Annotated in this window: 21 protein-coding genes and 1 pseudogene; 20 read left to right on the forward strand and 2 right to left on the reverse strand. The window is 65.2% G+C overall.

Going from position 1 to position 25697, the window contains the following annotated elements:
* Positions 1–19: 19 nt before the first annotated feature.
* The 17 genes and pseudogenes from mnmG (at position 20) to WT60_RS00700 (ending at position 16334) form a co-directional block, all read left to right on the forward strand.
* Positions 20–1993, forward strand: coding sequence for a tRNA uridine-5-carboxymethylaminomethyl(34) synthesis enzyme MnmG (gene mnmG, locus WT60_RS00620; RefSeq protein WP_060356256.1), 1974 nt, complete (start codon positions 20–22; stop codon positions 1991–1993).
* Positions 1990–2685 (forward strand): 16S rRNA (guanine(527)-N(7))-methyltransferase RsmG, encoded by a 696-nt coding sequence (gene rsmG, locus WT60_RS00625; RefSeq protein WP_052145114.1) that lies wholly within the window; start codon positions 1990–1992, stop codon positions 2683–2685. Before mnmG ends, rsmG begins: the two co-directional genes overlap by 4 nt.
* A 51-nt stretch (positions 2686–2736) precedes the next feature.
* On the forward strand, positions 2737–3507 hold the full coding sequence (locus tag WT60_RS00630) for a ParA family protein (protein WP_004195817.1): 771 nt from the start codon (positions 2737–2739) through the stop codon (positions 3505–3507).
* 35 nt (positions 3508–3542) lie between these two features.
* Entirely contained in the window at positions 3543–4430 is an 888-nt protein-coding gene (locus tag WT60_RS00635) for a ParB/RepB/Spo0J family partition protein (protein ID WP_060356257.1), read from the forward strand.
* Between the two features lie 7 nt (positions 4431–4437).
* Complete coding sequence (locus WT60_RS00640) at positions 4438–5571, forward strand: SLC13 family permease (RefSeq protein ID WP_038750255.1); 1134 nt, start codon at positions 4438–4440, stop codon at positions 5569–5571.
* A 268-nt stretch (positions 5572–5839) separates the two neighbouring features.
* Entirely contained in the window at positions 5840–6367 is a 528-nt protein-coding gene (locus tag WT60_RS00645) for an ATP synthase subunit I (protein WP_060356258.1), read from the forward strand.
* A 114-nt stretch (positions 6368–6481) separates the two neighbouring features.
* A complete protein-coding gene (gene atpB, locus WT60_RS00650; RefSeq protein WP_038750153.1) occupies positions 6482–7333 on the forward strand; it encodes a F0F1 ATP synthase subunit A in 852 nt (283 codons plus the stop codon).
* Between the two features lie 75 nt (positions 7334–7408).
* Complete coding sequence (atpE, locus tag WT60_RS00655) at positions 7409–7678, forward strand: F0F1 ATP synthase subunit C (RefSeq protein WP_025990054.1); 270 nt, start codon at positions 7409–7411, stop codon at positions 7676–7678.
* Positions 7679–7811: 133 nt separating this feature from the next.
* Entirely contained in the window at positions 7812–8282 is a 471-nt protein-coding gene (locus WT60_RS00660; protein ID WP_038750156.1) for a F0F1 ATP synthase subunit B, read from the forward strand.
* 2 nt (positions 8283–8284) lie between these two features.
* Positions 8285–8824 carry a F0F1 ATP synthase subunit delta gene (locus WT60_RS00665; protein ID WP_038750159.1) on the forward strand — a complete coding sequence of 180 codons (540 nt, stop codon included), beginning with the start codon at positions 8285–8287 and terminating at the stop codon, positions 8822–8824.
* 48 nt (positions 8825–8872) lie between these two features.
* Entirely contained in the window at positions 8873–10414 is a 1542-nt protein-coding gene (atpA, locus tag WT60_RS00670; RefSeq protein WP_038750161.1) for a F0F1 ATP synthase subunit alpha, read from the forward strand.
* A 71-nt stretch (positions 10415–10485) separates the two neighbouring features.
* Positions 10486–11361, forward strand: a complete 876-nt coding sequence (gene atpG / locus WT60_RS00675; RefSeq protein ID WP_038750164.1) for a F0F1 ATP synthase subunit gamma — start codon at positions 10486–10488, stop codon at positions 11359–11361.
* A 79-nt stretch (positions 11362–11440) separates the two neighbouring features.
* A complete protein-coding gene (atpD, locus tag WT60_RS00680) occupies positions 11441–12835 on the forward strand; it encodes a F0F1 ATP synthase subunit beta (protein ID WP_038750167.1) in 1395 nt (464 codons plus the stop codon).
* Positions 12836–13082: 247 nt separating this feature from the next.
* Entirely contained in the window at positions 13083–13508 is a 426-nt protein-coding gene (locus WT60_RS00685) for a F0F1 ATP synthase subunit epsilon (RefSeq protein WP_038750170.1), read from the forward strand.
* Between the two features lie 196 nt (positions 13509–13704).
* The gene (locus tag WT60_RS00690) at positions 13705–15432 is read left to right on the forward strand and encodes an AMP-binding protein (protein ID WP_059577961.1); all 1728 of its coding nucleotides are present in this window, start codon (positions 13705–13707) and stop codon (positions 15430–15432) included.
* A 41-nt stretch (positions 15433–15473) separates the two neighbouring features.
* Positions 15474–15671, forward strand: a pseudogene (locus WT60_RS35615) (hypothetical protein).
* Between the two features lie 105 nt (positions 15672–15776).
* Complete coding sequence (locus tag WT60_RS00700; protein WP_236860841.1) at positions 15777–16334, forward strand: CoA-binding protein; 558 nt, start codon at positions 15777–15779, stop codon at positions 16332–16334.
* A 223-nt stretch (positions 16335–16557) separates the two neighbouring features.
* Here WT60_RS00700 and WT60_RS00705 read toward each other — a convergent pair whose 3' ends face one another.
* Positions 16558–17337 carry a transporter substrate-binding domain-containing protein gene (locus WT60_RS00705; RefSeq protein WP_059577964.1) on the reverse strand — a complete coding sequence of 260 codons (780 nt, stop codon included), beginning with the start codon at positions 17335–17337 and terminating at the stop codon, positions 16558–16560.
* Positions 17338–17477: 140 nt separating this feature from the next.
* Here WT60_RS00705 and hemE point away from each other — a divergent pair, with 140 nt between their 5' ends.
* Positions 17478–18572, forward strand: a complete 1095-nt coding sequence (hemE, locus tag WT60_RS00710) for a uroporphyrinogen decarboxylase (protein ID WP_038750181.1) — start codon at positions 17478–17480, stop codon at positions 18570–18572.
* 440 nt (positions 18573–19012) lie between these two features.
* Positions 19013–21280 (forward strand): primosomal protein N', encoded by a 2268-nt coding sequence (locus WT60_RS00720; protein WP_060356260.1) that lies wholly within the window; start codon positions 19013–19015, stop codon positions 21278–21280.
* Positions 21281–21287: 7 nt separating this feature from the next.
* On the opposite strand, the gene WT60_RS00725 is transcribed toward WT60_RS00720, so the two are convergent.
* The gene (locus tag WT60_RS00725; protein ID WP_060821430.1) at positions 21288–21458 is read right to left on the reverse strand and encodes a hypothetical protein; all 171 of its coding nucleotides are present in this window, start codon (positions 21456–21458) and stop codon (positions 21288–21290) included.
* A 283-nt stretch (positions 21459–21741) separates the two neighbouring features.
* On the opposite strand from WT60_RS00725, the gene putA reads away from it, so the two are divergent.
* Positions 21742–25671, forward strand: a complete 3930-nt coding sequence (putA, locus tag WT60_RS00735) for a trifunctional transcriptional regulator/proline dehydrogenase/L-glutamate gamma-semialdehyde dehydrogenase (protein ID WP_038750190.1) — start codon at positions 21742–21744, stop codon at positions 25669–25671.
* The last annotated feature ends 26 nt before the right edge of the window (positions 25672–25697 follow it).

Here is a 25697-nt window from a genome sequence, read left to right on the forward strand (position 1 = left end):
GTCCTGCACGAAGTCCGCAATGCTTTATCCCACTGAATTTGACGTCATTGTCGTCGGCGGCGGTCACGCCGGCACGGAGGCCGCATTGGCTTCCGCTCGAATGGGCGCCAAGACACTCCTGCTAACGCACAACATCGAAACGCTTGGGCAGATGAGCTGCAACCCGTCGATTGGCGGGATTGGCAAAGGCCATCTGGTCAAGGAAGTCGACGCGCTTGGCGGTGCGATGGCGGGCGCCACAGATGAAGGCGGTATCCAGTTCCGTATCCTGAATTCATCGAAGGGGCCGGCGGTCCGCGCGACGCGCGCGCAGGCCGATCGCGTGCTGTACAAGCAGGCGATTCGGTGTCGTCTGGAGAATCAGCCGAATCTTTGGCTGTTCCAGCAGGCCGTCGACGACCTGATGGTGGAAGGGGACCGTGTGGTCGGTGCGGTCACGCAGGTTGGCGTTCGATTCCGGGCGCGCGCAGTGGTGCTGACGGCCGGAACGTTCCTGGACGGCAAGATTCACGTCGGGCTCAACAACTATACGGGCGGTCGCGCTGGCGATCCGGCTGCCGTGTCGCTGTCGGCACGGTTGAAGGAGCTGAAGCTGCCTCAAGGGCGGCTGAAGACCGGAACGCCGCCGCGTATCGACGGCCGGACGATCGATTTCTCGAAACTCGAAGAACAGCCTGGCGACCTCGATCCGATTCCGGTGTTCTCGTTCCTCGGGCGAGCCGAGCAGCACCCACAACAGCTGCCGTGCTGGGTGACGCACACGAACGAGCGCACGCACGACATCATTCGCAGCGGTCTCGACCGTTCGCCAATGTATACAGGCGTTATCGAGGGCGTTGGGCCCCGCTATTGCCCGTCGATCGAAGATAAGATCCATCGCTTTGCATCGAAGGATTCGCACCAGATCTTCCTCGAACCGGAAGGGCTGACGACCAACGAGTTCTACCCGAACGGCATTTCGACCAGCCTTCCGTTCGATGTGCAGCTTGCGCTCGTGCATTCGATGCGCGGTCTCGAGCAGGCGCATATCCTGCGCCCGGGTTATGCGATCGAGTACGATTATTTTGATCCGCGCGCCCTGAAGTCGTCGCTGGAAACCAAGGCGATCAACGGCCTATTCTTTGCGGGTCAAATCAACGGCACGACCGGCTACGAAGAGGCGGCGGCGCAGGGGCTGCTTGCCGGCATCAATGCGGGCCGCTTTGCACAGGAAAAAGAGGCGTGGTGTCCGCGTCGCGACCAGGCCTATCTCGGCGTGCTCGTCGACGATTTGGTCACGCGGGGAGTTTCCGAACCATATCGGATGTTTACGAGCCGTGCCGAATACCGGTTGAGTCTCCGCGAAGACAACGCGGACATGCGGCTGACCGAAACCGGACGCGCGCTGGGTGTTGTCGATGACGTCCGGTGGGACGCATTCAACCGCAAGCGCGACGCTGTTTCACGTGAAACAGAACGGCTACGCACGACGTGGGTGACGCCGAAGACGCTACCGGCCGAAGAGGCGACTGCGCTGCTCGGTAAGCCGATCGATCACGAATACAGCCTGGCGGAGCTGTTGCGCCGTCCCGGCGTCAGCTATGAAGGCGTGTGTGGGCTTCGCGGCGGCGAATGCGGCCCGACCGAGCCGCTGGCCGATGACGAAATTCTGCTTGCCCAGATCAGGGAGCAGATCGAGATTGGCATCAAGTATCAGGGCTACATCGAGCGCCAGGCCGGTGAAATCGAACGGAATGAGGCGAATGAGAACACGCGATTGCCTGACGGGATCGACTACAGCGAAGTGCGTGGCTTGTCGTTCGAAGTGGGCCAGAAGCTGAACCAGTTCCGTCCGGAAACGATCGGGCAGGCGTCGCGGATCTCGGGCGTGACGCCCGCTGCAATCTCGCTGCTGATGGTGCATTTGAAGAAGCGTGGGCTAGGCCGGCGAAAGGGCGCGGACGGCGCGCCGAACGCCGACGCAGAAACCAACAACGCCGCGACGCAACAATGACGGCACAACGTCGTCAAGCCCCGAATGCCAGCCGGGAAACGCTGGGAACGTTACTGTCGGATGGTGCGCGAGCGCTGGGCGTCATATTGAGCGATGCGCAGCGCGATGCGCTGCTCGATTACGTCGCGCTGCTCGCGAAATGGAACGCGGTCTACAACCTCACCGCGATCCGCGATCCGCGGCAGATGCTGATTCAACACATCCTCGATTCGCTGTCGATCGTCCCGCATCTCGGTGCGCGCGGCGCGGTGGCGACCGCGCTGGACGTCGGCTCCGGCGGCGGTCTGCCGGGCATCGTGCTCGCTATCGCGCTGCCCGGATGGCAGGTGACGTTGAACGACATCGTCCATAAGAAATCCGCATTCCAGACGCAGGCGAGGGCTGAACTGAAGCTCGGCAATCTGTCCGTCGTGACGGGACGTGTCGAAACGCTGCGTTCCGGCGCCGAAGTCCCAGGGAAATTCGATGTGATCGTATCGCGGGCATTCGCGGATCTGGCGGACTTCGTTACACTTTCCCGGCATCTCGTCGCGCCGGGCGGTTCGATTTGGGCGATGAAGGGCGTGCGTCCCGATGAAGAAATCGGCCGGCTACCGGCCGGTGCGCGTGTCAAACAGATGATCCGTCTAACGGTCCCGTCGCTCGACGCGGAGCGGCATTTGATCGAAGTCGAGCTCGACGAAGCAATTTAATCGGTGCGCCGCAGGCGCTCGGACCATTTGAAGAGAAGGAACATACCAACGATGGCAAAGATCTTCTGCGTGGCGAACCAGAAGGGCGGCGTCGGCAAGACGACGACGACGGTCAATCTCGCCGCGAGCCTCGCAGCGCAGGGGCAACGCGTGCTGCTGATCGATCTGGACCCGCAGGGGAATGCCACGATGGGCAGCGGTATCGACAAAGCGGAATGCGAGTCGACGGTCTATGAAGTGCTGGTTGACGGTGTTACGGTTGCGGACGCGCGCGTGCGTCCCGAAGCGGTGAAGTACGACGTGCTGCCGGCGAATCGCGAGCTCGCCGGCGCGGAAATCGAGCTGGTGAGCGTGGAAAATCGCGAGCGCCAGTTGAAGGCCGCGCTCGCGAAGGTCGCCGACGACTACGATTTCGTGCTGATCGATTGTCCGCCTGCGCTGTCTCTGCTGACGCTAAACGGGCTGTGCGCGGCGCACGGCGTCGTGATCCCGATGCAGTGCGAATACTTCGCGCTGGAGGGCTTGTCCGACCTCGTCAACACGATCAAGCAAGTGCATGCAAACCTGAATCGCGACCTTAAGGTGATCGGCCTGCTGCGCGTGATGTTCGATCCACGGATCACGCTGCAGCAGCAGGTGTCCGATCAACTGAAGGCGCATTTTGGCGACAAGGTTTTCGACGCGGTGATTCCTCGCAATGTGCGCCTCGCGGAGGCGCCCAGCTACGGACTTCCCGGTGTGGTGTTCGACCGCGGCTCGCGTGGCGCGCAAGCCTATATCCAGTTCGGTGCGGAAATGATCGAGCGGGTGCGTGCGCTGTGAGCCAGCCTTCCAGACGAGAATCGAGGGAACAGAACATGAATGCGGTAGCGAAGAAGAAAGGTTTGGGGCGCGGCCTCGAAGCGCTGCTCGGCGGCAGCGCCGACATCACCGAAGCGGTGAAGATCGAAGGTGCGCCGAACGTGCTCGCGCTCGGCAAGCTGCAGGCGGGCAAATACCAGCCGCGTACCCGAATGGACGAGGGCAGCCTGCAAGAACTCGCGGCAAGCATCCGCGCGCAGGGCGTGATGCAGCCGATTCTCGTTCGCCCCATTTCATCAGACAAATACGAGATCATCGCGGGCGAGCGGCGTTTCCGCGCGGCGCGCCTCGCCGGCCTCGAGGAAGTGCCGGTGCTCGTGAAGGACGTGTCCGACCAGGCCGCTGCCGCGATGGCGCTGATCGAGAACATCCAGCGCGAGGATCTGAATCCGCTCGAAGAGGCGCACGGCATCCAGCGTCTGCTCGACGAATTCGGATTCACGCACGAGCAGGCGGCGGAATCGGTTGGCCGCTCGCGCAGCGCGGTGTCGAACCTGCTGCGTCTTCTCAATCTCGCGACGCCCGTGCAGACGATGCTGCTTGCGGGCGATCTGGACATGGGGCACGCCCGCGCGCTGCTCGCCGTCGATGCCGCGACGCAGATCACGCTCGCGCATCAGGTCGTCAACAAGCGGATGTCGGTGCGGGAAACCGAGAAGCTCGTCACGCACACGACGAAGGCCGAGCCGGCGGTGAAGGCGCGCGCGAAGGACGACGGCGGTCGCGACACGCGGCGCCTCGAAGAAGAGCTGTCGGATTTGCTCGCATCGAACGTGAAGATCAAGGTCGGTCGCCGCGGACGGGGCCAGCTGACGATCGACTTCGGCGATCTCGACGCGCTCGAAGGCATTCTTGCGCGATTGCGCGGCAACGTCACCGCGTAACGCCGACGTGTCGAATTCGATCGGCCGCCGCGCGCTGGCGCGCATCGTCGCGTTCGTTCGGCACGAGCCGGTTCTGTCGATCCTCGTCGCGGCGCTGATCTCACTGCAGTTCGTTCGTCCGCAATCGGCGAGCGCGCTCGTGCAGCTCGTCGACTGGCAGACGGTTGCGACGCTCGCCGGCCTGTTGATGCTGACGAAGGCGCTCGAGCTGTCGGGCTTCCTGATGTGGCTCGCGCATCGGATCGTTCATCGCGTGCGCTCGGAGCGCGCGCTTGCCGCGCTGCTCGTCGTGTTCGCCGCGGCGTTGTCGGTGTGGCTCACGAACGACGTCGCGCTGTTCGTCGTGATTCCGCTCGTATTGTCGCTGCGCGAGCTGACGCCGCTGCCGTTCAAGCGCCTCGTGATCTACATCGCGCTTGCCGTGAACGCAGGCGCGATCGCGACGCCGCTCGGCAATCCGCAAAACCTCTTTCTATGGCAGTTGAGCGGCGTCTCGTTCGGCCGCTTCGTGATCGCGCTTGGGCCGCTCGCGCTCGTGTTGATGGCGCTGCTGCTCGCGATGACAGCATGCGCGTTCGACGGCCGTCCGCTCGATTTGTCGAAGGACCGCGCCGAACGGCCGGTCGATCGCACTCACGCGTTCGCGGCCGTTGCGATGTTCGCGGGCTTCGTGCTGCTTGCCGACGCGCACCGTGCGCCTGTCGGCCTTTGCGCGGTCGCCGCGATTTTTCTGGTCGTGCGGCGCGATGCCGTGCTGAAGATCGACTGGCTGTTGCTGCTGATCTTCGTGCTGATGTTCGTCGTGTTGCGTAGTGCGGCCTCGCTGCCGGCGGTCCATCGGACGATCGCCGGCATCGGTCTCGACACGCCGCTGCGCGCATACGCGGCGGGCGCGTTGCTCTCGCAAGGCATCAGCAACGTGCCGGCTGCGATCCTGCTGTCCGAGTTCACGCGCGACTGGCGCGCGCTCGCGTTTGGCGTGAGTGTCGGCGGCTTCGGCATCGCGATCGGCTCGCTCGCCAATCTGATCGCGATCCGGCTATCGCGCGCGCGCGGGATGTGGCTGCCGTTCCATCTCGTGAGCATCCCGTTCGGCATTGCGAGCGCCATGCTCGGCGTGCTGATGCTGCATCATTTTTGAGCAGCCGCACGCCCCGGAAAGGGGCGGGGGAGGGGGCGTCGCGCGGCGCGCGACCAATGAAAAACACACGCCTTCCAACTGCCGCCGCACGCCAAAAATTCACGAACTTTTCGCATCATGAAGCGCCGTTTCATACGGATTTTTGTCGCGTCTAAAGCCTTGAATCACCTGCAACTATCGCTTACAATCGCCCGGATTTGTTAGTTAGGCACCCCTGAAAGCTTTCGGAAAGCTTTAGGGCCGAACAGGGATTGAGCGGACAACTGCGATGGCGGATCGAGCGCCGGGTAAATGGCACGAAGATCGGCGAGCGCAACGCACCGTTTCGAGGGCCGTCGAGCGGCGCGAATCCGCCGCGGACGACTGGGATGCCGAGCAGCAAGAAAATGATGTCGTTCCGCTCACGCGGGCCGAGGCGCAAGCGCTGTTCGGTCCCGAAGTGAGCCGGCCATCGCGCGTCACGCCTTACCGGGTGGTGATCGCGCAAATGGTCTTGTCCCTGGTTGCAACGCTGGCGTGGTGGCTGTTTTCGAAGTCGCCGGGCGCCGCTGCGCAATCGGCATTTCTGGGCGGAGCGATCGGCTGGGTGCCGAGTGCGTTGTTCGCGGCGCGTCTGAAGCAAAAAGGCGCAGATACCGTGATGGGTTGGGTGATCGGCGAAGTACTCAAGATGGGCGCGACGATTGCGATGTTCGTTGCTGTCGCCTGGGGGTACCCCGACGCGCATTGGGTGCCGCTGCTCGTCACGTATCTGCTGGTGCTGAAGACGTACTGGATTGCGCTCGCCTGGCGATAAGGCATCAAGTGCCGCGCGTGGATTCGACAGTTCTCGCGTGGGCCCGTTCCCGCAATGCGCTATTGCGGCGAAGCGGATAACCGATTTTCGACAATTTGGGTGACATCAACGATTATGGCAGCTAGCGAAGGAACGCGTGCTCTGGACCCGTCCGAGTACATTGCGCACCACCTGCAAAACCTTTCCACCGCGCATCAGACGTCGATCTTCGATATCCACGTCTGGAATCTCGACACGCTGTTCTGGTCGATCGTCTGCGGCCTCGTCACCATCCTCATCCTGCGCCTGGCCGCGCGCAAGGCGACGCCGGGCGTGCCGGGGCGCTTCCAGTGCCTGATCGAAATGATCGTCGAAATGGTCGAAGACCAGTCGAAGGCGGTCGTTCACGGCAATCGTACCTTTATCGCGCCGCTCGCGCTGACCGTGTTCGTCTGGGTCGCGCTGATGAACTCGCTCGACTTCCTCCCCGTCGACCTGCCGGGCCGCGTGATCGGCTTGCTGGGCCTGTCGCAAGTCATTTCGCATCATCGCATCGTGCCGACGGCCGACCTGAACGGCACGCTCGGCATCGCGCTCGGCGTGTTCGTGCTGATGATCTACTACAGCCTCAAGATCAAGGGCCCGGGCGGTTTCGCGCACGAGCTCCTGTCGGCCCCGTTCGGTGCGCATCCGCTGCTGTGGATTCCGAACCTTGCGTTGAACATCGTCGAATATGTCGCGAAGACCGTGTCGCTCGGCATGCGGCTGTTCGGCAACATGTACGCGGGTGAGTTGCTGTTCCTGCTGATCGCCCTCCTCGGCAGCATGTGGGGCTTCGGTGCGGACGCAACGATACTCGGCTTCATCGGTCATGTCCTCGCAGGCAGTATCTGGGCGATCTTCCACATTCTGATTGTTCTGCTGCAAGCGTTCATTTTCATGATGCTGACGCTGGTGTATCTCGGTCAGGCGCACGAGTCGCACTAAGCGTGCCGGACAATCAAGCAGGTTTGTTTTCAGTTTTTTAATTCCAGTTCCAAGTCTTTTCTCAAAGGAGTGATCATGCAAGCTTTCATCGCCAACATCCAAGGTCTGACCGCTATCGGTATCGGTATCATCATCGGCCTGGGTGCAATCGGCGCCTGTATCGGTATCGGCCTGATGGGCGGCAAGTACATCGAAGCTTGCGCACGTCAGCCGGAACTGATCAACCCGCTGCAAACGAAGATGTTCCTGCTGGCTGGTCTGATCGATGCGGCGTTCCTGATTGGCGTGGGTGTGGCCATGCTGTTTGCATTCGCGAACCCGCTCCTGTCGAAGCTCGCGGGCTAAGGGTTCCTCGGAAATACCAATGCGCCAGGCTTGCCGGCGCAGGGCGGAACGGAAAGTGAGCGCGACTCGAAAGCTTTTTTCGGTGCGCTCCTCGTCGTTTCATTTTTCCGGAATAGCAGATTAAGGAAACACCGTGAATCTCAACGCAACCCTGTTTGCGCAAATGGTCGTGTTCCTGGTCCTCGCGTGGTTCACGATGAAGTTCGTGTGGCCGCCGTTGATCAACGCCCTCGACGAGCGCTCGAAGAAAATTGCCGATGGCCTCTCGGCTGCGGAAAAGGGGCAGGCGGAACTCGCAGCGGCGCACAAGCGCGTCGACCAGGAACTCGCGCAGGCCCGTAACGACGGCCAGCAGCGCATCGCCGAAGCCGAAAAGCGCGCGCAGGCTGTCGCCGAAGAAATCAAGGCGAACGCCCAGGCCGAAGCGGCCCGCATCATCGCTCAGGCGAAGGCGGATGCCGATCAGCAAATCGTGAAGGCCCGTGAAACGCTGCGCGGCGAAGTCGCCTCGCTGGCCGTGAAGGGCGCCGAGCAGATCCTGAAGCGCGAAGTCGATCATGCGGCCCACGCCGAACTGCTGAATCAACTGAAAGCCGAGCTCTGATCATGGCCGAACTTGCAACCATCGCCCGCCCTTACGCAGAAGCGCTGTTCCGCGTGGCCGAGGGTGGTGACATCGCCGCCTGGTCCACGCTCGTGCAAGAGCTGGCTCAGGTTGCGCACCTGCCCGAAGTGCTGTCCGTCGCGTCGAGTCCGAAGGTGAGCCGCGCGCAAGTCAGCGAGCTGCTGCTCGCCGCGGTGAAGGCGCCGCTCGCGACCACTGCGGAAGCGAAGAACTTCGTGGGGATGCTGGTCGAAAATCATCGTATCGCGCTGTTGCCGGAAATCTCCGCGCAGTTCGACGAGCTGAAGAATGCGCGCGAAGGCGCGGCGGATGCGCTGATCGTCAGCGCGTTCCCGCTGGAAGGCGCGCAGCTCACCGAACTCGTCGAAAACCTCGAGCGCAGGTTCAAGCGCAAGCTGAAGCCGACGGTCGAAATCGATTCGTCGCTGATCGGCGGCGTGCGCGTGACGGTTGGCGACGAAGTGCTCGATACCTCGGTCCGCGCGCGGCTCGCCGGCATGCAGGTGGCTTTGACCGCCTGAGCGCCTACGCAGCCGGCACGCAACAGAATTGAATATCAGGAGCGAATAATGCAACTCAATCCCTCTGAGATCAGCGAGCTGATCAAGAGCCGGATCCAGGGCCTTGAAGCGAGCGCAGACGTTCGCAACCAGGGCACCGTGATTTCCGTGACCGACGGTATCGTGCGCATCCACGGTTTGTCCGACGTGATGCAGGGCGAAATGCTCGAATTCCCGGGCAACACGTTCGGCCTCGCGCTGAACCTCGAGCGCGACTCGGTCGGCGCGGTGATTCTCGGCGAATACGAACACATTTCCGAAGGCGACATCGTCAAGACGACGGGCCGCATTCTGGAAGTCCCGGTTGGTCCGGAGCTCGTCGGCCGCGTGGTCGACGCGCTCGGCAACCCGATCGACGGCAAGGGCCCGGTCAACGCGAAGCTGACCGACGCGATCGAGAAGATCGCCCCGGGCGTGATCTGGCGTAAGTCGGTGTCGCAGCCGGTGCAGACGGGCCTGAAGTCGATCGACTCGATGGTGCCGATCGGCCGCGGCCAGCGCGAGCTGATCATCGGCGACCGTCAGTGCGGCAAGACCGCGGTGGCGATCGACACGATCATCAACCAGAAGGGCAAGGATCTCATCTGTATCTACGTCGCGATCGGCCAGAAGGCTTCGTCGATCATGAACGTGGTGCGCAAGCTCGAAGAAACCGGCGCGCTCGAATACACGATCGTCGTCGCCGCTTCGGCTTCGGAATCGGCCGCGATGCAATACCTCGCGCCGTACGCCGGCTGCACGATGGGCGAATACTTCCGCGATCGCGGCCAGGACGCCCTCATCATTTACGACGACTTGACCAAGCAGGCTTGGGCGTATCGTCAGATCTCGCTGCTGCTGCGCCGCCCGCCGGGCCGTGAAGCGTACCCGGGCGACGTGTTCTATCTGCACTCGCGTCTGCTCGAGCGCGCGGCTCGCGTGTCGGAAGAGTACGTCGAGAAGTTCACGAACGGCGAAGTGAAGGGCAAGAGCGGTTCGCTGACGGCACTCCCCGTCATCGAGACGCAAGCGGGCGACGTGACCGCATTCGTTCCGACGAACGTGATTTCGATCACCGACGGCCAGATCTTCCTCGAAACCGACCTGTTCAACGCGGGCATCCGTCCGGCGATCAACGCGGGCGTGTCGGTGTCGCGCGTCGGTGGCGCCGCTCAGACGAAGGTCGTGAAGAAGCTCTCCGGCGGTATCCGTACCGACCTCGCGCAGTACCGTGAACTGGCCGCGTTCGCGCAGTTCGCGTCGGATCTCGACGAAGCGACCCGCAAGCAGCTCGAGCGCGGCCGCCGCGTGACGGAACTGCTGAAGCAGCCGCAGTACCAGCCGCTGCAGGTGTGGGAGCTGGCCGTGTCGCTGTTCGCGGCGAACAACGGCTACCTCGACGATCTGGACGTCAAGGACGTCCTGCCGTTCGAAAAAGGCCTGCGCGAATATCTGAAGACGAGCCACGCTGACCTCATCAAGCGTATCGAAGACACGAAAGACTTGTCGAAGGACGACGAGAGCGCGCTGCACGCCGCTCTGAAGGACTTCAAGAAGTCGGGTGCCTATTGATCCGCGAGGGACGCCTTGAAGTGGTGCGGGTTGCGTAAAGCGCTCGCCCCGCTTCGGTCAAGGAGCAAGCAATGGCTGGAATGAAGGAAATTCGCGGCAAGATCAAGAGCGTGCAGAACACGCGCAAGATCACGAAGGCGATGGAGATGGTGGCGGCATCGAAGATGCGCCGCGCTCAGGAACGCATGCGTGCTGCTCGCCCGTATGCCGACAAGGTCCGCGCCATCGCCGCGCACATGAGCCGTTCGACCCCGGAGTACCGCCACCCGTTCATGGTGGCGAACGACGGCGCGAAGACCGCGGGCATCATCCTCGTCACGACCGACAAGGGTCTGTGCGGCGGTCTGAACACGAACGTGCTGCGTGCGTCGATTCAGAAGTTCAAGGAGCTCGACGACAAGGGCCAGAAGCTCGAAGCCACCGCGATCGGCAGCAAGGGCCTCGGCTTTCTGAACCGTTTCGGCGCCAAGGTGATATCGCAAGTCGTGCATCTCGGCGATACGCCGCACCTCGACAAGCTGATCGGCGCGGTGAAGGTGCAGCTCGATCTCTATTCGGAAGGCAAGCTGTCGGCCGTTTATCTCGCGTACACGCGCTTCATCAACACGATGAAGCAGGAAGCGGTGATCGAGCAATTGCTGCCGCTGTCGACCGAACATTTCGACAGCAGCGACGGCATGCCCGCCTCGTCGTGGGATTACATCTACGAACCGGATGCGCAGGCGGTGGTCGACGAGTTGCTCGTGCGTTACGTCGAAGCGCTGGTGTACCAGGCCGTCGCGGAAAACATGGCGTCGGAGCAATCGGCGCGGATGGTCGCGATGAAGGCCGCTTCGGATAATGCGAAGACGGTGATCAGCGAGCTCCAACTGTCGTACAACAAGAGCCGTCAGGCAGCGATCACGAAGGAACTGTCGGAGATCGTCGGCGGCGCCGCCGCGGTGTAACGCGGAACGCGCGACGCCTGCTGCGGCTCGAAACTGCGCCTTTGCGCGAGTAAAGAATCAGGTATTTAAAGGAAAAGCGATGAGTACTGCTGCTTTGGTAGAAGGCAAGATCGTACAGTGCATCGGCGCCGTTATCGACGTGGAATTCCCGCGCGAGAGCATGCCGAAGATCTACGACGCGCTCATTCTAGACGGCTCGGAACTGACGCTCGAAGTCCAGCAGCAACTGGGCGACGGCGTGGTCCGCACCATCTGTCTGGGCGCATCCGACGGCCTGCGCCGCGGCCTGGTCGTGAAGAACACGAACCAGCCGATCTCGGTGCCGGTCGGCAAGCCGACCCTCGGCCGGATCATGGACGTGCTCGGCCGTCCGATCGACGAGGCCGGCCCGATCGTGAGCGAACACAAGCGCTCGATCCACCAGAAGGCGCCGGCGTTCGACGAACTGTCGCCGTCGACCGAGTTGCTCGAAACGGGCATCAAGGTCATCGACCTGATCTGCCCGTTCGCCAAGGGCGGCAAGGTCGGTCTGTTCGGCGGTGCGGGCGTGGGCAAGACCGTCAACATGATGGAGCTCATCAACAACATCGCGAAGGAGCACGGCGGCTACTCCGTGTTCGCGGGCGTGGGCGAGCGTACCCGTGAAGGGAACGACTTCTACCACGAAATGAAGGACTCGAACGTTCTCGACAAGGTCGCGCTGGTGTACGGCCAGATGAACGAGCCGCCGGGCAACCGTCTGCGCGTCGCGCTGACCGGCCTGACGATGGCCGAGCACTTCCGTGACGAAGGCCTCGACGTGCTGTTCTTCGTCGACAACATCTACCGTTTCACGCTGGCCGGCACCGAAGTGTCGGCACTGCTCGGCCGTATGCCGTCGGCGGTGGGCTATCAGCCGACGCTGGCTGAAGAAATGGGCAAGCTGCAAGAGCGCATCACGTCGACCAAGAAGGGCTCGATCACGTCGGTTCAGGCCGTGTACGTCCCTGCGGATGACTTGACCGACCCGTCGCCGGCCACCACCTTCGGCCACTTGGACGCAACCGTCGTTCTGTCGCGTGACATCGCCTCGCTGGGTATCTACCCGGCGGTCGACCCGCTCGATTCGACGTCGCGCCAGATCGACCCGAACGTGATCGGCGAAGAGCACTACACGATCACGCGCCGCGTTCAGCAGACGCTGCAGCGCTACAAGGAACTGCGCGACATCATCGCGATTCTGGGCATGGACGAACTGTCGCCGGAAGACAAGCTGTCGGTCGCGCGCGCGCGTAAGATCCAGCGTTTCCTGTCGCAGCCGTTCCACGTCGCGGAAGTGTTCACGGGCTCGCCTGGCAAGTACGTGCCGCTGAAGGAAACGATCCGCGGTTTCAAGATGATCGTCGACGGCGAGTGCGACCACCTGCCGGAACAGGCGTTCTACATGGTCGGCACGATCGACGAAGCCTTCGAGAAGGCCAAGAAGATCCAGTAAAGGTCGGGTGTAACGCAGCGGGCGCCTCGCGTGCGCGAACGCTATCCGTTCGGTGGCGTATCGCGGGCGGGCGCCCATGTAATACGCTCAACCGTGCCCCTTGCATGGGATCGGAGCAAGCGCTGAAGCGCTCACTCCGATCGACCGTCGCGGGGCAAGAGTAAGCGCTGAAGCGCTCACTCTTGCCAACCGCGGCATGGGACGGGAGTAAGCGCTAAAGCGCTAACCCCCGTCGACAGGAGTCGATATGGCAACCATCAAAGTAGACGTCGTCAGCGCGGAAGAGCAGATCTTCTCGGGCCAGGCGAAGTTCGTCGCGCTGCCGGGCGAAGCGGGCGAGCTGGGCATTTTGCCGGGCCACACGCCGCTCATCACGCGGATTCGTCCGGGTGCGGTGCGCATCGAGGCCGAGAGCGGCGACGAGGAGTTCGTGTTTGTCGCGGGCGGCATTCTCGAAGTGCAGCCGGGCGCCGTGACGGTGCTCGCCGACACCGCGATTCGCGGCAAGGATCTCGACGCGGCGAAGGCCGAGGACGCGAGAAAGCGCGCGGAGGAAACGCTGCAGAACGCGAAGTCGGACATCGATCTCGCGAAGGCGCAGTCGGAACTTGCGACCGCGATGGCGCAGCTCGAAGCGATCCAGCGTCTCGCGAAGATCCGCGGCAAGCACTGAAAGAAGCGTTCGCGCATTCGGTTCGCGTTTGCATCGAAAAGGCAGCCTTCGGGCTGCTTTTTCGTTTTCCGGCGCACCGCGCGTTGCGGGTAACACTTGATGTCAGAGTGTCGTAAGCGGATGGCAGAATAATTTACAGAAGTACATCCAAAACGACGAAACGTTCCTGGAACGTTTCAATGGCGGAGGCACTCTCATGGCAGCAGATTCAGGCGTCGGCGCGCTGATTGCGCCGCAGGGCGGGCTTTCGTACGTGCGCGGCTCGACGGAGGTTCCGTTGAGCGACGCAACGATCGGGCGGTTTCTGCGCGACACGGTCGCGCGCTTTCCCGAACGGCCCGCGGTCGTGTTCCGCGAGCAGGGCGTGCGCTGGACGTGGCGCGAGTTCGCGCACGAAGTCGACGTGCTCGCGGCCGCGCTGATCGAGCTCGGCATCGAACGGGGCGAGCGCGTCGGCATCTGGTCGCCGAACCGCGCCGAATGGCTGCTCACGCAATTCGCGACCGCGCGCGTCGGCGCGGTGCTCGTCAACGTCAATCCCGCCTATCGGCTCGCCGAGCTCGAATACGCGCTGAACAAGGTCGGCTGCAAGCTGTTGATCGCGGCGGAGCGCTTCAAGACGTCCGCCTACACCGAGATGATCGCCGAGATCGCGCCGGAGCTCGCGACGCACGCGAGCGGCGCGCTGCACGCGGCGCGCGTGCCGAGCCTGCGCACGGTCGTCACGCTGAGCGACGCCGCGCCGGCGGGCATGCTGAGCTTCGTCGACGTGCTCGCGCGCGGCCGGGCCGCGCTCGATCACGCGAGGCTCGATGCGATCGGCGCGACGCTCGATTGCCGCGATCCGATCAACATCCAGTTCACGAGCGGCACGACGGGCAGCCCGAAGGGCGCGACGCTCACGCATCGCAACGTCGTCAACAACGCGCGCTCGATCGCGAGCGTGATGCGGCTTACCGAGGCCGACGCGATGTGCATTCCGGTGCCGCTCTATCACTGCTTCGGGATGGTGCTCTCGGTGCTCGCATGCGTGTCGGTGGGCGCGAAGATGGTGTTTCCCGGCGAGGCGTTCGAGCCGGGCGCGACGCTCGCCGCGGTGTCCGGCGAGCGCTGCACCGCGCTGCAGGGCGTGCCGACGATGTTCATCGCCGAGCTCGATCATCCCGACTTCGATCGCTTCGATCTGAGCGCGCTGCGCACGGGCATCATGGCGGGCTCGCCGTGCCCGATCGAGACGATGAAGCGCGTCGTTGCGAAGATGCACATGTCCGAGGTGACGATCGCTTACGGGATGACGGAGACGAGCCCCGTGTCGTTCCAGAGCTCGACCACCGACTCGCTCGAAAAGCGCACGACGACGGTCGGGCGCATTCAGCCGCATCTGGAGGCGAAGATCGTCGACGCGACGGGCGCGATCGTGCCCGTCGGCGAGACGGGCGAGCTGTGCACGCGCGGCTATTCGGTGATGCTCGGCTACTGGGACGACGAAGCGCGAACGCGCGAGGCCGTCGTCGACGGCTGGATGCGCACGGGCGACCTCGCGACGCTCGACGAAGAGGGCTTCTGCAACATCGTCGGGCGCCTGAAGGACATGTTGATTCGCGGCGGCGAGAACATCTATCCGCGCGAGATCGAGGAGTTTCTGTTTCGGCATCCGAAGATTCAGAGCGTGCAGGTGTTCGGCGTTCCCGATGCGAAATATGGCGAGGAAGTGTGCGCGTGGATCGTGCTGCGCGCGGGCGAGACGATGACGGAGGACGAGCTGCGCGAGTTCTGCCGCGATCAGATCGCGCATTACAGGGTGCCGCGCTTCGTGCGCTTCGTCGACGAACTGCCGATGACCGTGACCGGCAAGGTTCAGAAATTCGTGATGCGCGAACGGATGATCGACGAACTGGGATTGACCGTGCAGAAGACGGCGTGATGCGCCGCGCACGTTTTCGATGGACGAAAAAAAGCGGGCTGATGAGCCCGCTAAAAACCACACGCTACGGGGTTAGCGCGAGGAGACCAAAGATGGAGTGCATCGGCGTGGGCCGACAACGACTCCAACAAGGATGCCCCTGAGAAGGGATTCGGTACGAGACCGACGGGCTCGTTTATTCGTGCTTGTGTCCGCTCACACGCCGCACACGAGAGACCGCATCCGTGTTGAAACCGTGAGAGGCATTTTGGGCGAATTGACCAAGTATCGCGGTAACAAAGTGTTTCAGGTTGTAACCCCCGTCAGATAAGGCTTTGCGGGATTTTTTACTGTTTTGAAAGGGAGTGGAAAGTCATTTTTACCGTCTCAAAATATGGCATTTTCCGGGCCGGCCAGGCCCCTTTTACGATGGGCTAGGCTTGATTGCTCCGATTTTCGGGCACGATCAAACATGCATTGAAATGACGGCGATATCGACTGACGAAGTACTGAGAAAGATTTTGAAACGCGATTGCGTGATCGCGGTAGTCGGCCTTTCGGATAAGCGATATCGGCCCAGTTATGAAGCCGCTGCGTACATGCAGCAAAACGGCAATCGGATCGTGCCCCTCAATTCGCTCCTCGCTGCAACGACGGTGCGCGGCGAGCCCGTCCATGTGTCGCTCGCCGACGCGCGCGCGGCGCGCGCGGCGCAAGGCGTCGAGATCGGCATGGTCGGCGTGTTCCGCAAGTCCGCGGACGTGCCGCCCGTCGCCGATGCGGCGATCGAGATCGCCGCGCGTTCGGTCTGGCTGCAACTCGGCGTCGTGCACGGCGCGGATGCAGGGAAAGCGCGGGCGGCGGGGCTCGACTTCGTTGCTGATCGCTGCGTGAAGATCGAGCATCGGCGGCTCTTCGCATAGCCGCGCGCCGCGCGATTCGGGGCGCGAGCCGCGAGCCGCGAGCCGCGAGCCGCGAGCCGCGAGCCGCGAGCCGCATGCGCGCGGCCGCGGCGCGTCATCGCGGCTTCGGCTCATCCGTGCAAGCTAGGCGCGTTCGCATGCAACCTCGCGTGCTGCAGCGCAATGCCGCCGCCGCACGCGCTTCTCTCGTCGCGCATCCGTCGCGACTTCGCGACTACGGCGGCTACTTGAGCCACTTGTCCGAAATCGCCTGAAGCTCGCCCGTCTCGCGCGCGAGGTGCAGCCACTGATCGACGTACTGCTGGAACACGACGTCGCCGCGCGGCACCATGTACGCCTTCTCGCCGAACTGGAACGGCTTGTCCGGATGCACCGAGCAAAGGCCCGGATTCAGTTTTTGCTGCAGCAGCGTCTCGGACGCGTCCGTGACCATCACGTCGGCGTTGCCCGCGAGGATCTGCTTGAAGATCGTCACGTTGTCCGGGAAGACGGTGATCTTCGCGCGCGTGAAATGCTGCTTCGCAAAACGCTCGTTCGTGCCGCCCGGGTTCACGATCACGCGCGTCCGCGGCTCGTCGATCTGCTCGATCGTCTGGTAGCGCGCGGCATCCGCGCAGCGCACGATCGGCGTCTTGCCGTCGGTCACGTACGGCTGCGTGAAGAACGCGCGCTTCTGACGCTCGAGCGTCGTCGAGATGCCGCCCACCGCGATGTCGCACTTCGCGACGAAATCGTTCGTGAGCGTCGGCCAGGCGGTCTTCACGAATTCCGTCTTCACGCCGAGCGACTTCGCGAGCGATGCCGCCATGTCGATGTCGATCCCTTCGAATGCGCCGTCCTCGCGCCGGTACGTATAGGGCTTGTAGTCGCCCGTCGTGCAGATGCGCAGTGTGCCGCGCGCGAGCACGTCGTCGAGCCGCGACGCGGGGGCGGCGGGCTGCGGCGCCGTTTGCGCATGGGCGAAGCCCGCCCAGCAGGCGAGCGCGAGCAACGTCTTGTTCATCGTGTCTCCTCGATACGGACGGCTGGTTGGAACGCCGGATCATAACGGAGCGGCGGCGAGCGTCATATGGCCGCGAACGCCGAGCGAAGCGCCGCGTCCGGTAAAATGCCGCTTTGCGTTCCCGCTTCGTCGCATTCATCGTGGCCCAGACTCTCATCAACGACACCTTCCTGCGCGCGCTCCTGCGCGAGCCGACCGACTACACGCCGATCTGGCTGATGCGCCAGGCGGGCCGCTATCTGCCCGAATACAACGCGACGCGCGCCCGCGCGGGCAGCTTCCTCGGGCTCGCGAAGCAGCCCGATTACGCGACCGAAGTCACGCTGCAGCCGCTCGAGCGCTTCCCGCTCGACGCCGCGATCCTGTTCTCCGACATCCTGACGATCCCCGATGCGATGGGGCTCGGCCTCGATTTCGCCGCGGGCGAAGGGCCGAAGTTCGCGCGTCCGGTGCGCACCGAGGCCGACGTGGCGAGGCTCGCGGTGCCGGACATCGGCGCGACGCTCGGCTACGTGACCGACGCGGTGCGCGAGATCCGCCGCGCGCTCACGGACGGCGAGGGCCGCCAGCGCGTGCCGCTGATCGGCTTCTCCGGCAGCCCGTGGACGCTCGCGTGCTACATGGTCGAAGGCGGCGGCTCGGACGATTTCCGCACGGTGAAGTCGATGGCGTACGCGCGCCCCGACCTGATGCACCGGATTCTCGACGTCAACGCGCAGGCGGTGGCCGCGTATCTGAACGCGCAGATCGAAGCGGGCGCGCAGGCCGTGATGATCTTCGACACATGGGGCGGCGCGCTCGCCGACGGCGCGTACCAGCGCTTCTCGCTCGACTACGTCCGGCGCGTCGTCTCGCAGCTCAAACGCGAGCACGACGGCGCGCGCGTGCCGGCGATCGCGTTCACGAAGGGCGGCGGGCTCTGGCTCGAGGACATCGCGGCGACGGGCGTCGACGCGGTCGGGCTCGACTGGACGGTCAACCTCGGCCGCGCGCGCGAGCGCGTCGCGGGGCGCGTCGCCCTGCAAGGCAACCTCGATCCGACGATCCTCTTCGCTCCGCCCGAGACGATCCGCGCCGAAGCGCGCGCGGTGCTCGACAGCTACGGCAATCACCCGGGCCATGTGTTCAACCTCGGTCACGGCATCTCGCAGTTCACGCCGCCCGAGCATGTCGCGGAACTCGTCGACGAAGTGCATCGCCATAGCCGCGCGATCCGTAGCGGATCAGAATCGTGATCGCAAGCGGCCCGATGCTGCGGCGCGGTGGGGCGAGTTTGCGCAAACGCGGCTAAACAGGGCGCAAGCGCCCGTCCGATGGCGTTCTCATGCTTGTCAAGACTTGACTTATGCACATTTCCCTCGTTGCAGCGCGGTAGAGGGCTATATCGACGAACGGGCCGCGCTATGACGCCGGAAATTGGATAGCAGCCTTGCGGGATAAGGCTTCCCGGCCGGCCCGCCGTATCGCGAAAAAGCAGTGGATCGCCGTGCGCAGCGGCTTTTCGCGGCCCTCGAGGGCGAGTTCTCAACAAAGTTATCCACAGGATCGGCGGACGCGCCGCGATTCTTAATGAGAATCCAAAACTTAGCGCCGAAAGTGATGTTTCACTTTAACTTCGCGGGCGTCGCGGATGCCTGGCCTGCCGCGCATGGCGGCATTCAGCGGTGCCGCACCGATGGCTGACGCGTTCGTGCGCGTCGCGCTCGACCATCCGCTGCCGACGCTGTTCGACTACCGCTATCGCGCCGACGCCCCTGCCGTGCCGGGGATGCTCGTGCAAGTGCCGTTCGGCCGCCGCAGCGCGGTCGGGCTCGTCTGCGAAGTGACCGCTCACACGGACGTGCCGGCCGGCAAGCTGAAGGCCGTCGACGCCGTGTGCGCTGAGTTGCCGCCGCTGTCGCGGCAATGGCTCGATCTCGCCGCGTTCGCGGCCGACTATTACCAGCGCGGACTGGGCGAGGTCGCGCTGCCCGCGCTGCCGCAGGCGCTGCGGGACGTGCCGCGCTGGGGGCGCCTGCTCGCGCCCGAATTGCGCTACCGGTTGCTCGACGCCGGGCGCGCGGCGCTGCCGGACGCGCTGCCCGCGCGCGGCGCCGCGCTGCGCCGGCTCGCGCAGGCGCTCGCCGATGCGCCCGCGCTGTCGCTCGCCGAGGTTCGCGCGCTGCATCCGAAGGCTGCTGCGGTGCTGGACGACTGGCAGGCGCAAGGATGGGCCGCGTGCGACGAAATTGCGATCACGGACGCTGGCGCGCAGCGTGTGGATAACCCGGCGATCCCAGCCGAGCGGCGCGCGGTCGCGACGCCGCCGCAACTGACCGACCAGCAGGCCGAAGCGCTCGACGCGATCGCGTCGGCGGACGGCTTCGCGCCGTTCCTGCTGCACGGCGTGACGGGCAGCGGCAAGACCGAGGTGTATCTGCGCGCGCTCGCCGCGCTGCTCGACCGGCGGCCCGATGCGCAGGCGCTCGTCCTCGTGCCCGAGATCAACCTGACGCCGCAGTTCGAGGCGGCGTTTCGCGCGCGCTTCGCGGCGACGCTGCCCGCCGACGCGATCGTCACGCTGCACAGCGGCCTCGCCGAGGGCGAGCGCGCGCGCCATTGGCTCGCAGCGCATACCGGCCGCGCGCGGATCGTGCTCGGCACGCGGCTCGCGGTGCTCGCGTCGCTGCCGGCGCTCGCGATGATCGTCGTCGACGAAGAGCACGAGCCCGCTTACAAGCAGCAGGAAGGGTTGCGCTATTCGGCGCGCGATCTGGCCGTCTGGCGCGCGAAGCAGCTCGCGATTCCGGTCGTGCTCGGCTCGGCGACGCCGTCGCTCGAAACCTGGTGGCAGGCCGAGCAGGGCCGCTACAAGCGGCTCACGCTGACGAAGCGCGCGGTCGCCGACGCGGCGCTGCCCACGGTGCGGCTCGTCGATCTCGAAGAGGAGCGGCGGCGCGGCCGCGCGTCGATGGGCGGGCTGTCCGGGCCGCTCGTCGCCGCGCTGAAGGCGCGGCTCGAGCGCGGCGAGCAGAGCCTCGTGTTCCTGAACCGGCGCGGCTATGCGCCCGCGCTCGCGTGCGACGCGTGCGGCTGGGTGGCCGGCTGCCCGCGTTGCAGCGCGTACGTCGTGATGCACAAGCCCGAGCACGCGGTGCGCTGCCACCACTGCGGCTGGGAGGCGCGGATTCCGCGGTCGTGCCCGGAATGCGGCAACGTCGACATCGCGCCGCTCGGCCGCGGCACGCAGCGCGTCGAGGAGACGCTCGCGCTAGCGGTGCCGGGCGCGCGAATTTTGCGCATCGACGCCGACAGCACGCGCCGCAAGGGCAGCGCGCAGGCGCTCTTCTCCGACGTGCATGCGGGCGAAGTCGACATCCTCGTCGGCACGCAAATGATCGCGAAGGGGCACGATTTCCAGCGGGTGTCGCTCGTCGGCGTGCTGAACGCCGACACCGCGCTTTTCTCGCACGATTTCCGCGCGAGCGAGCGGCTGTTCGCGCAACTCATGCAGGTGAGCGGCCGCGCGGGGCGCGCGGGGCTGGCGGGCGAGGTGCTGATCCAGACGCGCTACCCGCGTCACGCGCTTTATCACGCGCTCGCGCGGCAAGATTACGTCGGGTTTGCGAGCTCGACGCTCGGCGAGCGGCGCGACGCGCATCTGCCGCCGTTCGTCTATCAGGCGCTGCTGCGCGCCGAGGGGCGCACGCTCGATGCGGCGCTGGCGTTTTTACAGCAGGCGGCCGACGCGTTTTCGACGCTGCCGGGCGCGGACCGCGTGACCGTCTACGACGCCGTGCCGATGACGATCGTCAAGGTGGCGAACGTCCATCGCGCGCAACTGCTGATCGAGAGCGCGTCGCGCGCGGTGCTTCAGCACACGCTGCGCGCTTGGCAGCCGTTGCTGCGCGAGCTGAAAGGCGTGCTGCGCTGGAGCGTCGAAGTCGATCCGCTCGACATCTGACGGCGCGTCATTCGTGCGCTTGGCGCAGCCCGGCGAGCGGCGCGTCGCGCTTGCTTTTCCTCGTGCCGTGCGTGCAGCCTAGCGCCTGAAAGAACACCGCCGACGCGCGGTGCACGAAGACGATCGCGCCCGCGATCCACGCGGCGAGCACGATGCCGATCACTACCCATCCGTCCATCCACTTTCTCCTTCGCGTCCGCGGGCAGCGGGTGCGCGCGAATCCGATATCACGCCAGATTGCCACGGAAAGCGAGCCAGTAAAACTGACAGGATCAGGGAAAATACCGATCGATCAAAGTGGTGCGCGCGCCGCGGATTTTCAGCTAATTCATTGATAACAAAGGAATTTGTTCGGGTGCAACCAGGTGTGCGATATGGTTGCACCTTTTTATTGGGTGTCTTAGGATTTTGCGATCTTTTAAAGTCCTTGGCCGGCATCGGGTCGGCGCTAGAAGAAAATCATGGCAAGCACCACACTGGGCGTCAAAGTCGACGATCTGCTCCGCTCGCGTCTGAAGGACGCGGCATCGCGCCTCGAGCGCACTCCTCACTGGCTGATCAAGCAGGCGATCTTCGCTTATCTCGAGCGGATCGAGCACGGGCAGCTGCCGCCGGAGCTCTCCGGTCACACGGGCGCGGCCGATCTGTCCGACGGCCACGCCGACGGCGACGATGACGGCGCGCCGCATCCGTTCCTCGAATTCGCGCAGAACGTGCAGCCGCAGTCGGTGCTGCGCGCGGCGATCACGGCCGCGTACCGGCGTCCGGAGCCCGAATGCGTGCCGTTCCTGATCGGCGAGGCGCGGCTGCCGGCGAGCCTCGCGTCGGATGTCCAGTCGATGGCCGCGGGCCTCGTCGAGGCGCTGCGCGAGAAGAGCTCGGGCGGCGGCGTCGAAGGGCTGATCCACGAATTCTCGCTGTCGAGCCAGGAAGGCGTCGCGCTGATGTGCCTCGCCGAGGCGCTGCTGCGCATCCCCGACCGCGCGACGCGCGACGCCCTGATCCGCGACAAGATCAGCAAGGGCGACTGGCGCTCGCATGTCGGCCACGCGCCGTCCCTGTTCGTCAACGCGGCCACCTGGGGCCTGATGATCACGGGCAAGCTCGTCACGACGAACAGCGAAGCCGGCCTCTCATCGGCGCTCACGCGCCTGATCGGCAAGGGCGGCGAGCCGCTGATCAGGAAGGGCGTCGACATGGCGATGCGCCTGATGGGCGAGCAGTTCGTCACGGGCGAGACGATTTCCGAAGCGCTCGCGAACAGCCGCAAGTTCGAGGCGCGCGGCTTCCGCTACTCGTACGACATGCTCGGCGAGGCGGCGACCACCGAAGAGGACGCGCTGCGCTACTACGCGTCGTACGAACAGGCGATCCACGCGATCGGCAAGGCGGCCGGCGGCCGCGGCATCTACGAGGGCCCGGGCATCTCGATCAAGCTGTCGGCGCTGCATGCGCGCTACTCGCGCTCGCAGCAGGAGCGCACGATGAGCGAGCTGCTGCCGCGCGTGCGCTCGCTCGCGCTGCTCGCGCGCCGCTACGACATCGGCCTGAACATCGACGCCGAGGAGGCGGACCGGCTCGAGCTGTCGCTCGATCTGCTCGAGGCGCTGTGCTTCGATTCGGAGCTCGCCGGCTGGAACGGCATCGGCTTCGTCGTTCAGGCGTACCAGAAGCGCTGCCCGTTCGTGATCGATTATCTCGTCGACCTCGCGCGCCGCAGCCGCCATCGCCTGATGATCCGCCTCGTGAAGGGCGCGTACTGGGATTCCGAGATCAAGCGCGCGCAAGTGGACGGCCTCGAAGGCTATCCGGTCTACACGCGCAAGATCTACACCGACGTGTCGTACCTCGCGTGCGCGAAGAAGCTGCTTGCGGCGCCCGACGCCGTCTATCCGCAGTTCGCGACGCACAACGCGTACACGCTCGCCGCGATCTATCACCTCGCGGGCCAGAACTACTACCCCGGCCAGTACGAATTCCAGTGTCTGCACGGGATGGGCGAGCCGCTTTACGAGGAAGTCACCGGCCGCGACAAGCTGAACCGCCCGTGCCGCGTGTACGCGCCCGTCGGCACGCACGAGACGCTGCTCGCCTACCTCGTGCGCCGCCTGCTCGAGAACGGCGCGAACACGTCGTTCGTGAACCGCATCGCCGACAAGACGGTGTCGGTGAAGGAGCTCGTCGCCGATCCGGTCGAGGAAGCCGGGAAAGTCGTGCCGCTCGGCGCGCCGCACGCGAAGATCCCGCTGCCGCGCGAGCTGTACGGCGCCGCGCGCCTCAATTCGATGGGCCTCGATCTGTCGAACGAGCATCGGCTCGCGTCGCTGTCGTCGGCGCTGCTCGCGAGCGCGCATCATCCGTGGCGCGCCGCGCCGATGCTCGCCGACGAAGCGCTCGCGCACGCCGCGCCGCGCGACGTGCGCAATCCGGCCGATCTGCGCGACGTCGTGGGCACGGTCAGCGAGGCGACGCCCGAGCAGGTGAGCGCGGCGCTCGCGCACGCGGTCGCGGCCGCGCCGATCTGGCAGGCGACGCCCGTGGACGCGCGCGCCGACTGCCTCGCGCGCGCGGCCGACCTGCTCGAAGCGCAGATGCACACGCTGATGGGCCTGATCGTGCGCGAGGCGGGCAAGTCGCTGCCGAACGCGATCGCCGAAATCCGCGAGGCGGTCGATTTCCTGCGCTACTACTCGGCGCAGATCCGCGACGAGTTCTCGAACGATACGCACCGTCCGCTCGGCCCCGTCGTCTGCATCAGCCCGTGGAACTTCCCGCTCGCGATCTTCATGGGCCAGGTGGCCGCCGCCCTGGCGGCCGGCAACACGGTGCTCGCGAAGCCCGCCGAGCAGACGCCGCTGATCGCCGCGCAGGCGGTGCGCCTGCTGCGCGACGCCGGCGTGCCGGCGGGCGCGGTGCAGCTCCTGCCCGGCAACGGCGAGACGGTGGGCGCGGCGCTCGTCGCCGATCCGCGCACGCGCGCGGTGATGTTCACCGGCTCGACCGAAGTCGCGCGCCTCATCAACAAGACGCTGTCGTCGCGCCTCGATCCGGACGGCAAGCCGATTCCGCTGATCGCCGAGACGGGCGGCCAGAACGCGATGATCGTCGATTCGTCGGCGCTCGCGGAGCAGGTCGTCGCCGACGTGATGCAGTCGTCGTTCGACTCGGCCGGCCAACGCTGTTCGGCGCTGCGCGTTCTGTGTCTGCAGGACGACGTCGCGGATCGCACGCTGACGATGCTCAAGGGCGCGATGCAGGAGCTCGCGCTCGGCAACCCGGATCGCCTGTCGGCGGACGTCGGCCCGGTGATCGACGCCGACGCGAAGCGCACGATCGACGCGCACGTCGCGGCGATGAAGGACAAGGGCCACGCGGTCACGCAGCTCGCGATGCCGGAAGCCTGCGCGCAAGGCACGTTCGTGCCGCCGACGATCATCGAGATCAGCAACGTCGACGAGCTGAAGCGCGAAGTGTTCGGCCCGGTGCTGCACGTCGTCCGCTATCGCCGCAGCGGCCTCGACAAGCTGCTCGAGCAGATCCGCGCGACGGGCTACGGCCTCACGCTCGGCATCCACACGCGGATCGACGAGACGATCGCGCACGTGATCTCGCGCGCGCACGTCGGCAACATCTACGTGAACCGCAACGTGATCGGCGCGGTGGTCGGCGTGCAGCCGTTCGGCGGCGAAGGGCTGTCGGGCACGGGGCCGAAGGCGGGCGGCGCGCTGTATCTGCAGCGCCTCCTCGCGACGCGCCCGGCGGGGCTGCCGAGGTCGCTCGAGGCGTCGCTCGTCGCCGATGCGCCGCAGGACGGCGAGACGCGCGATAATCCGTCCGCCGCGCTGACCGCGCTGCGCGACTGGCTGCTCGAGCAGCGCGAGCCGGCGCTCGCCGCGCGCTGCGACGGCTATCTGGCGCACGTGCTGGCCGGTGCGACCGCGGTGCTCGCGGGGCCGACAGGCGAACGCAATACGTATACACTCGGCGCGCGCGGCACCGTGCTGTGCATCGCGGCGACGCCGAGCGGCGCGCGCGCGCAGTTCGCGGCGGTGCTCGCGACCGGCAACCGCGCGTTGTTCGCGGGCGCGGCGGGCGAGGCGCTCGCCGCGGCGCTGCCGGCGTCGCTGAAGGCGCATGCGGGCGTGAGGAAGCAGGCGGACGCGGCGTTCGACGCGGCGCTGTTCGAAGGCGACAGCGACGAGCTGCTCGCGCTCGTGAAGGAGGTTGCGCAGCGCCCCGGGCCGATCGTATCGGTGCAAGGCGTGGCGGCGGGCGCGTTCGAGAACGGCGACGACGAAGATTACGCGCTCGAGCGGCTTCTCACCGAACGCTCGGTGAGCGTGAACACCGCGGCGGCAGGCGGCAATGCGAATTTGATGACGATTGGCTGAGCAATCCTTGCCCTTCGCCTCATGAA

It is taken from the genome of Burkholderia sp. MSMB617WGS, from assembly GCF_001532025.2.
Taxonomy (GTDB): Bacteria; Pseudomonadota; Gammaproteobacteria; order Burkholderiales; family Burkholderiaceae; genus Burkholderia; species Burkholderia savannae.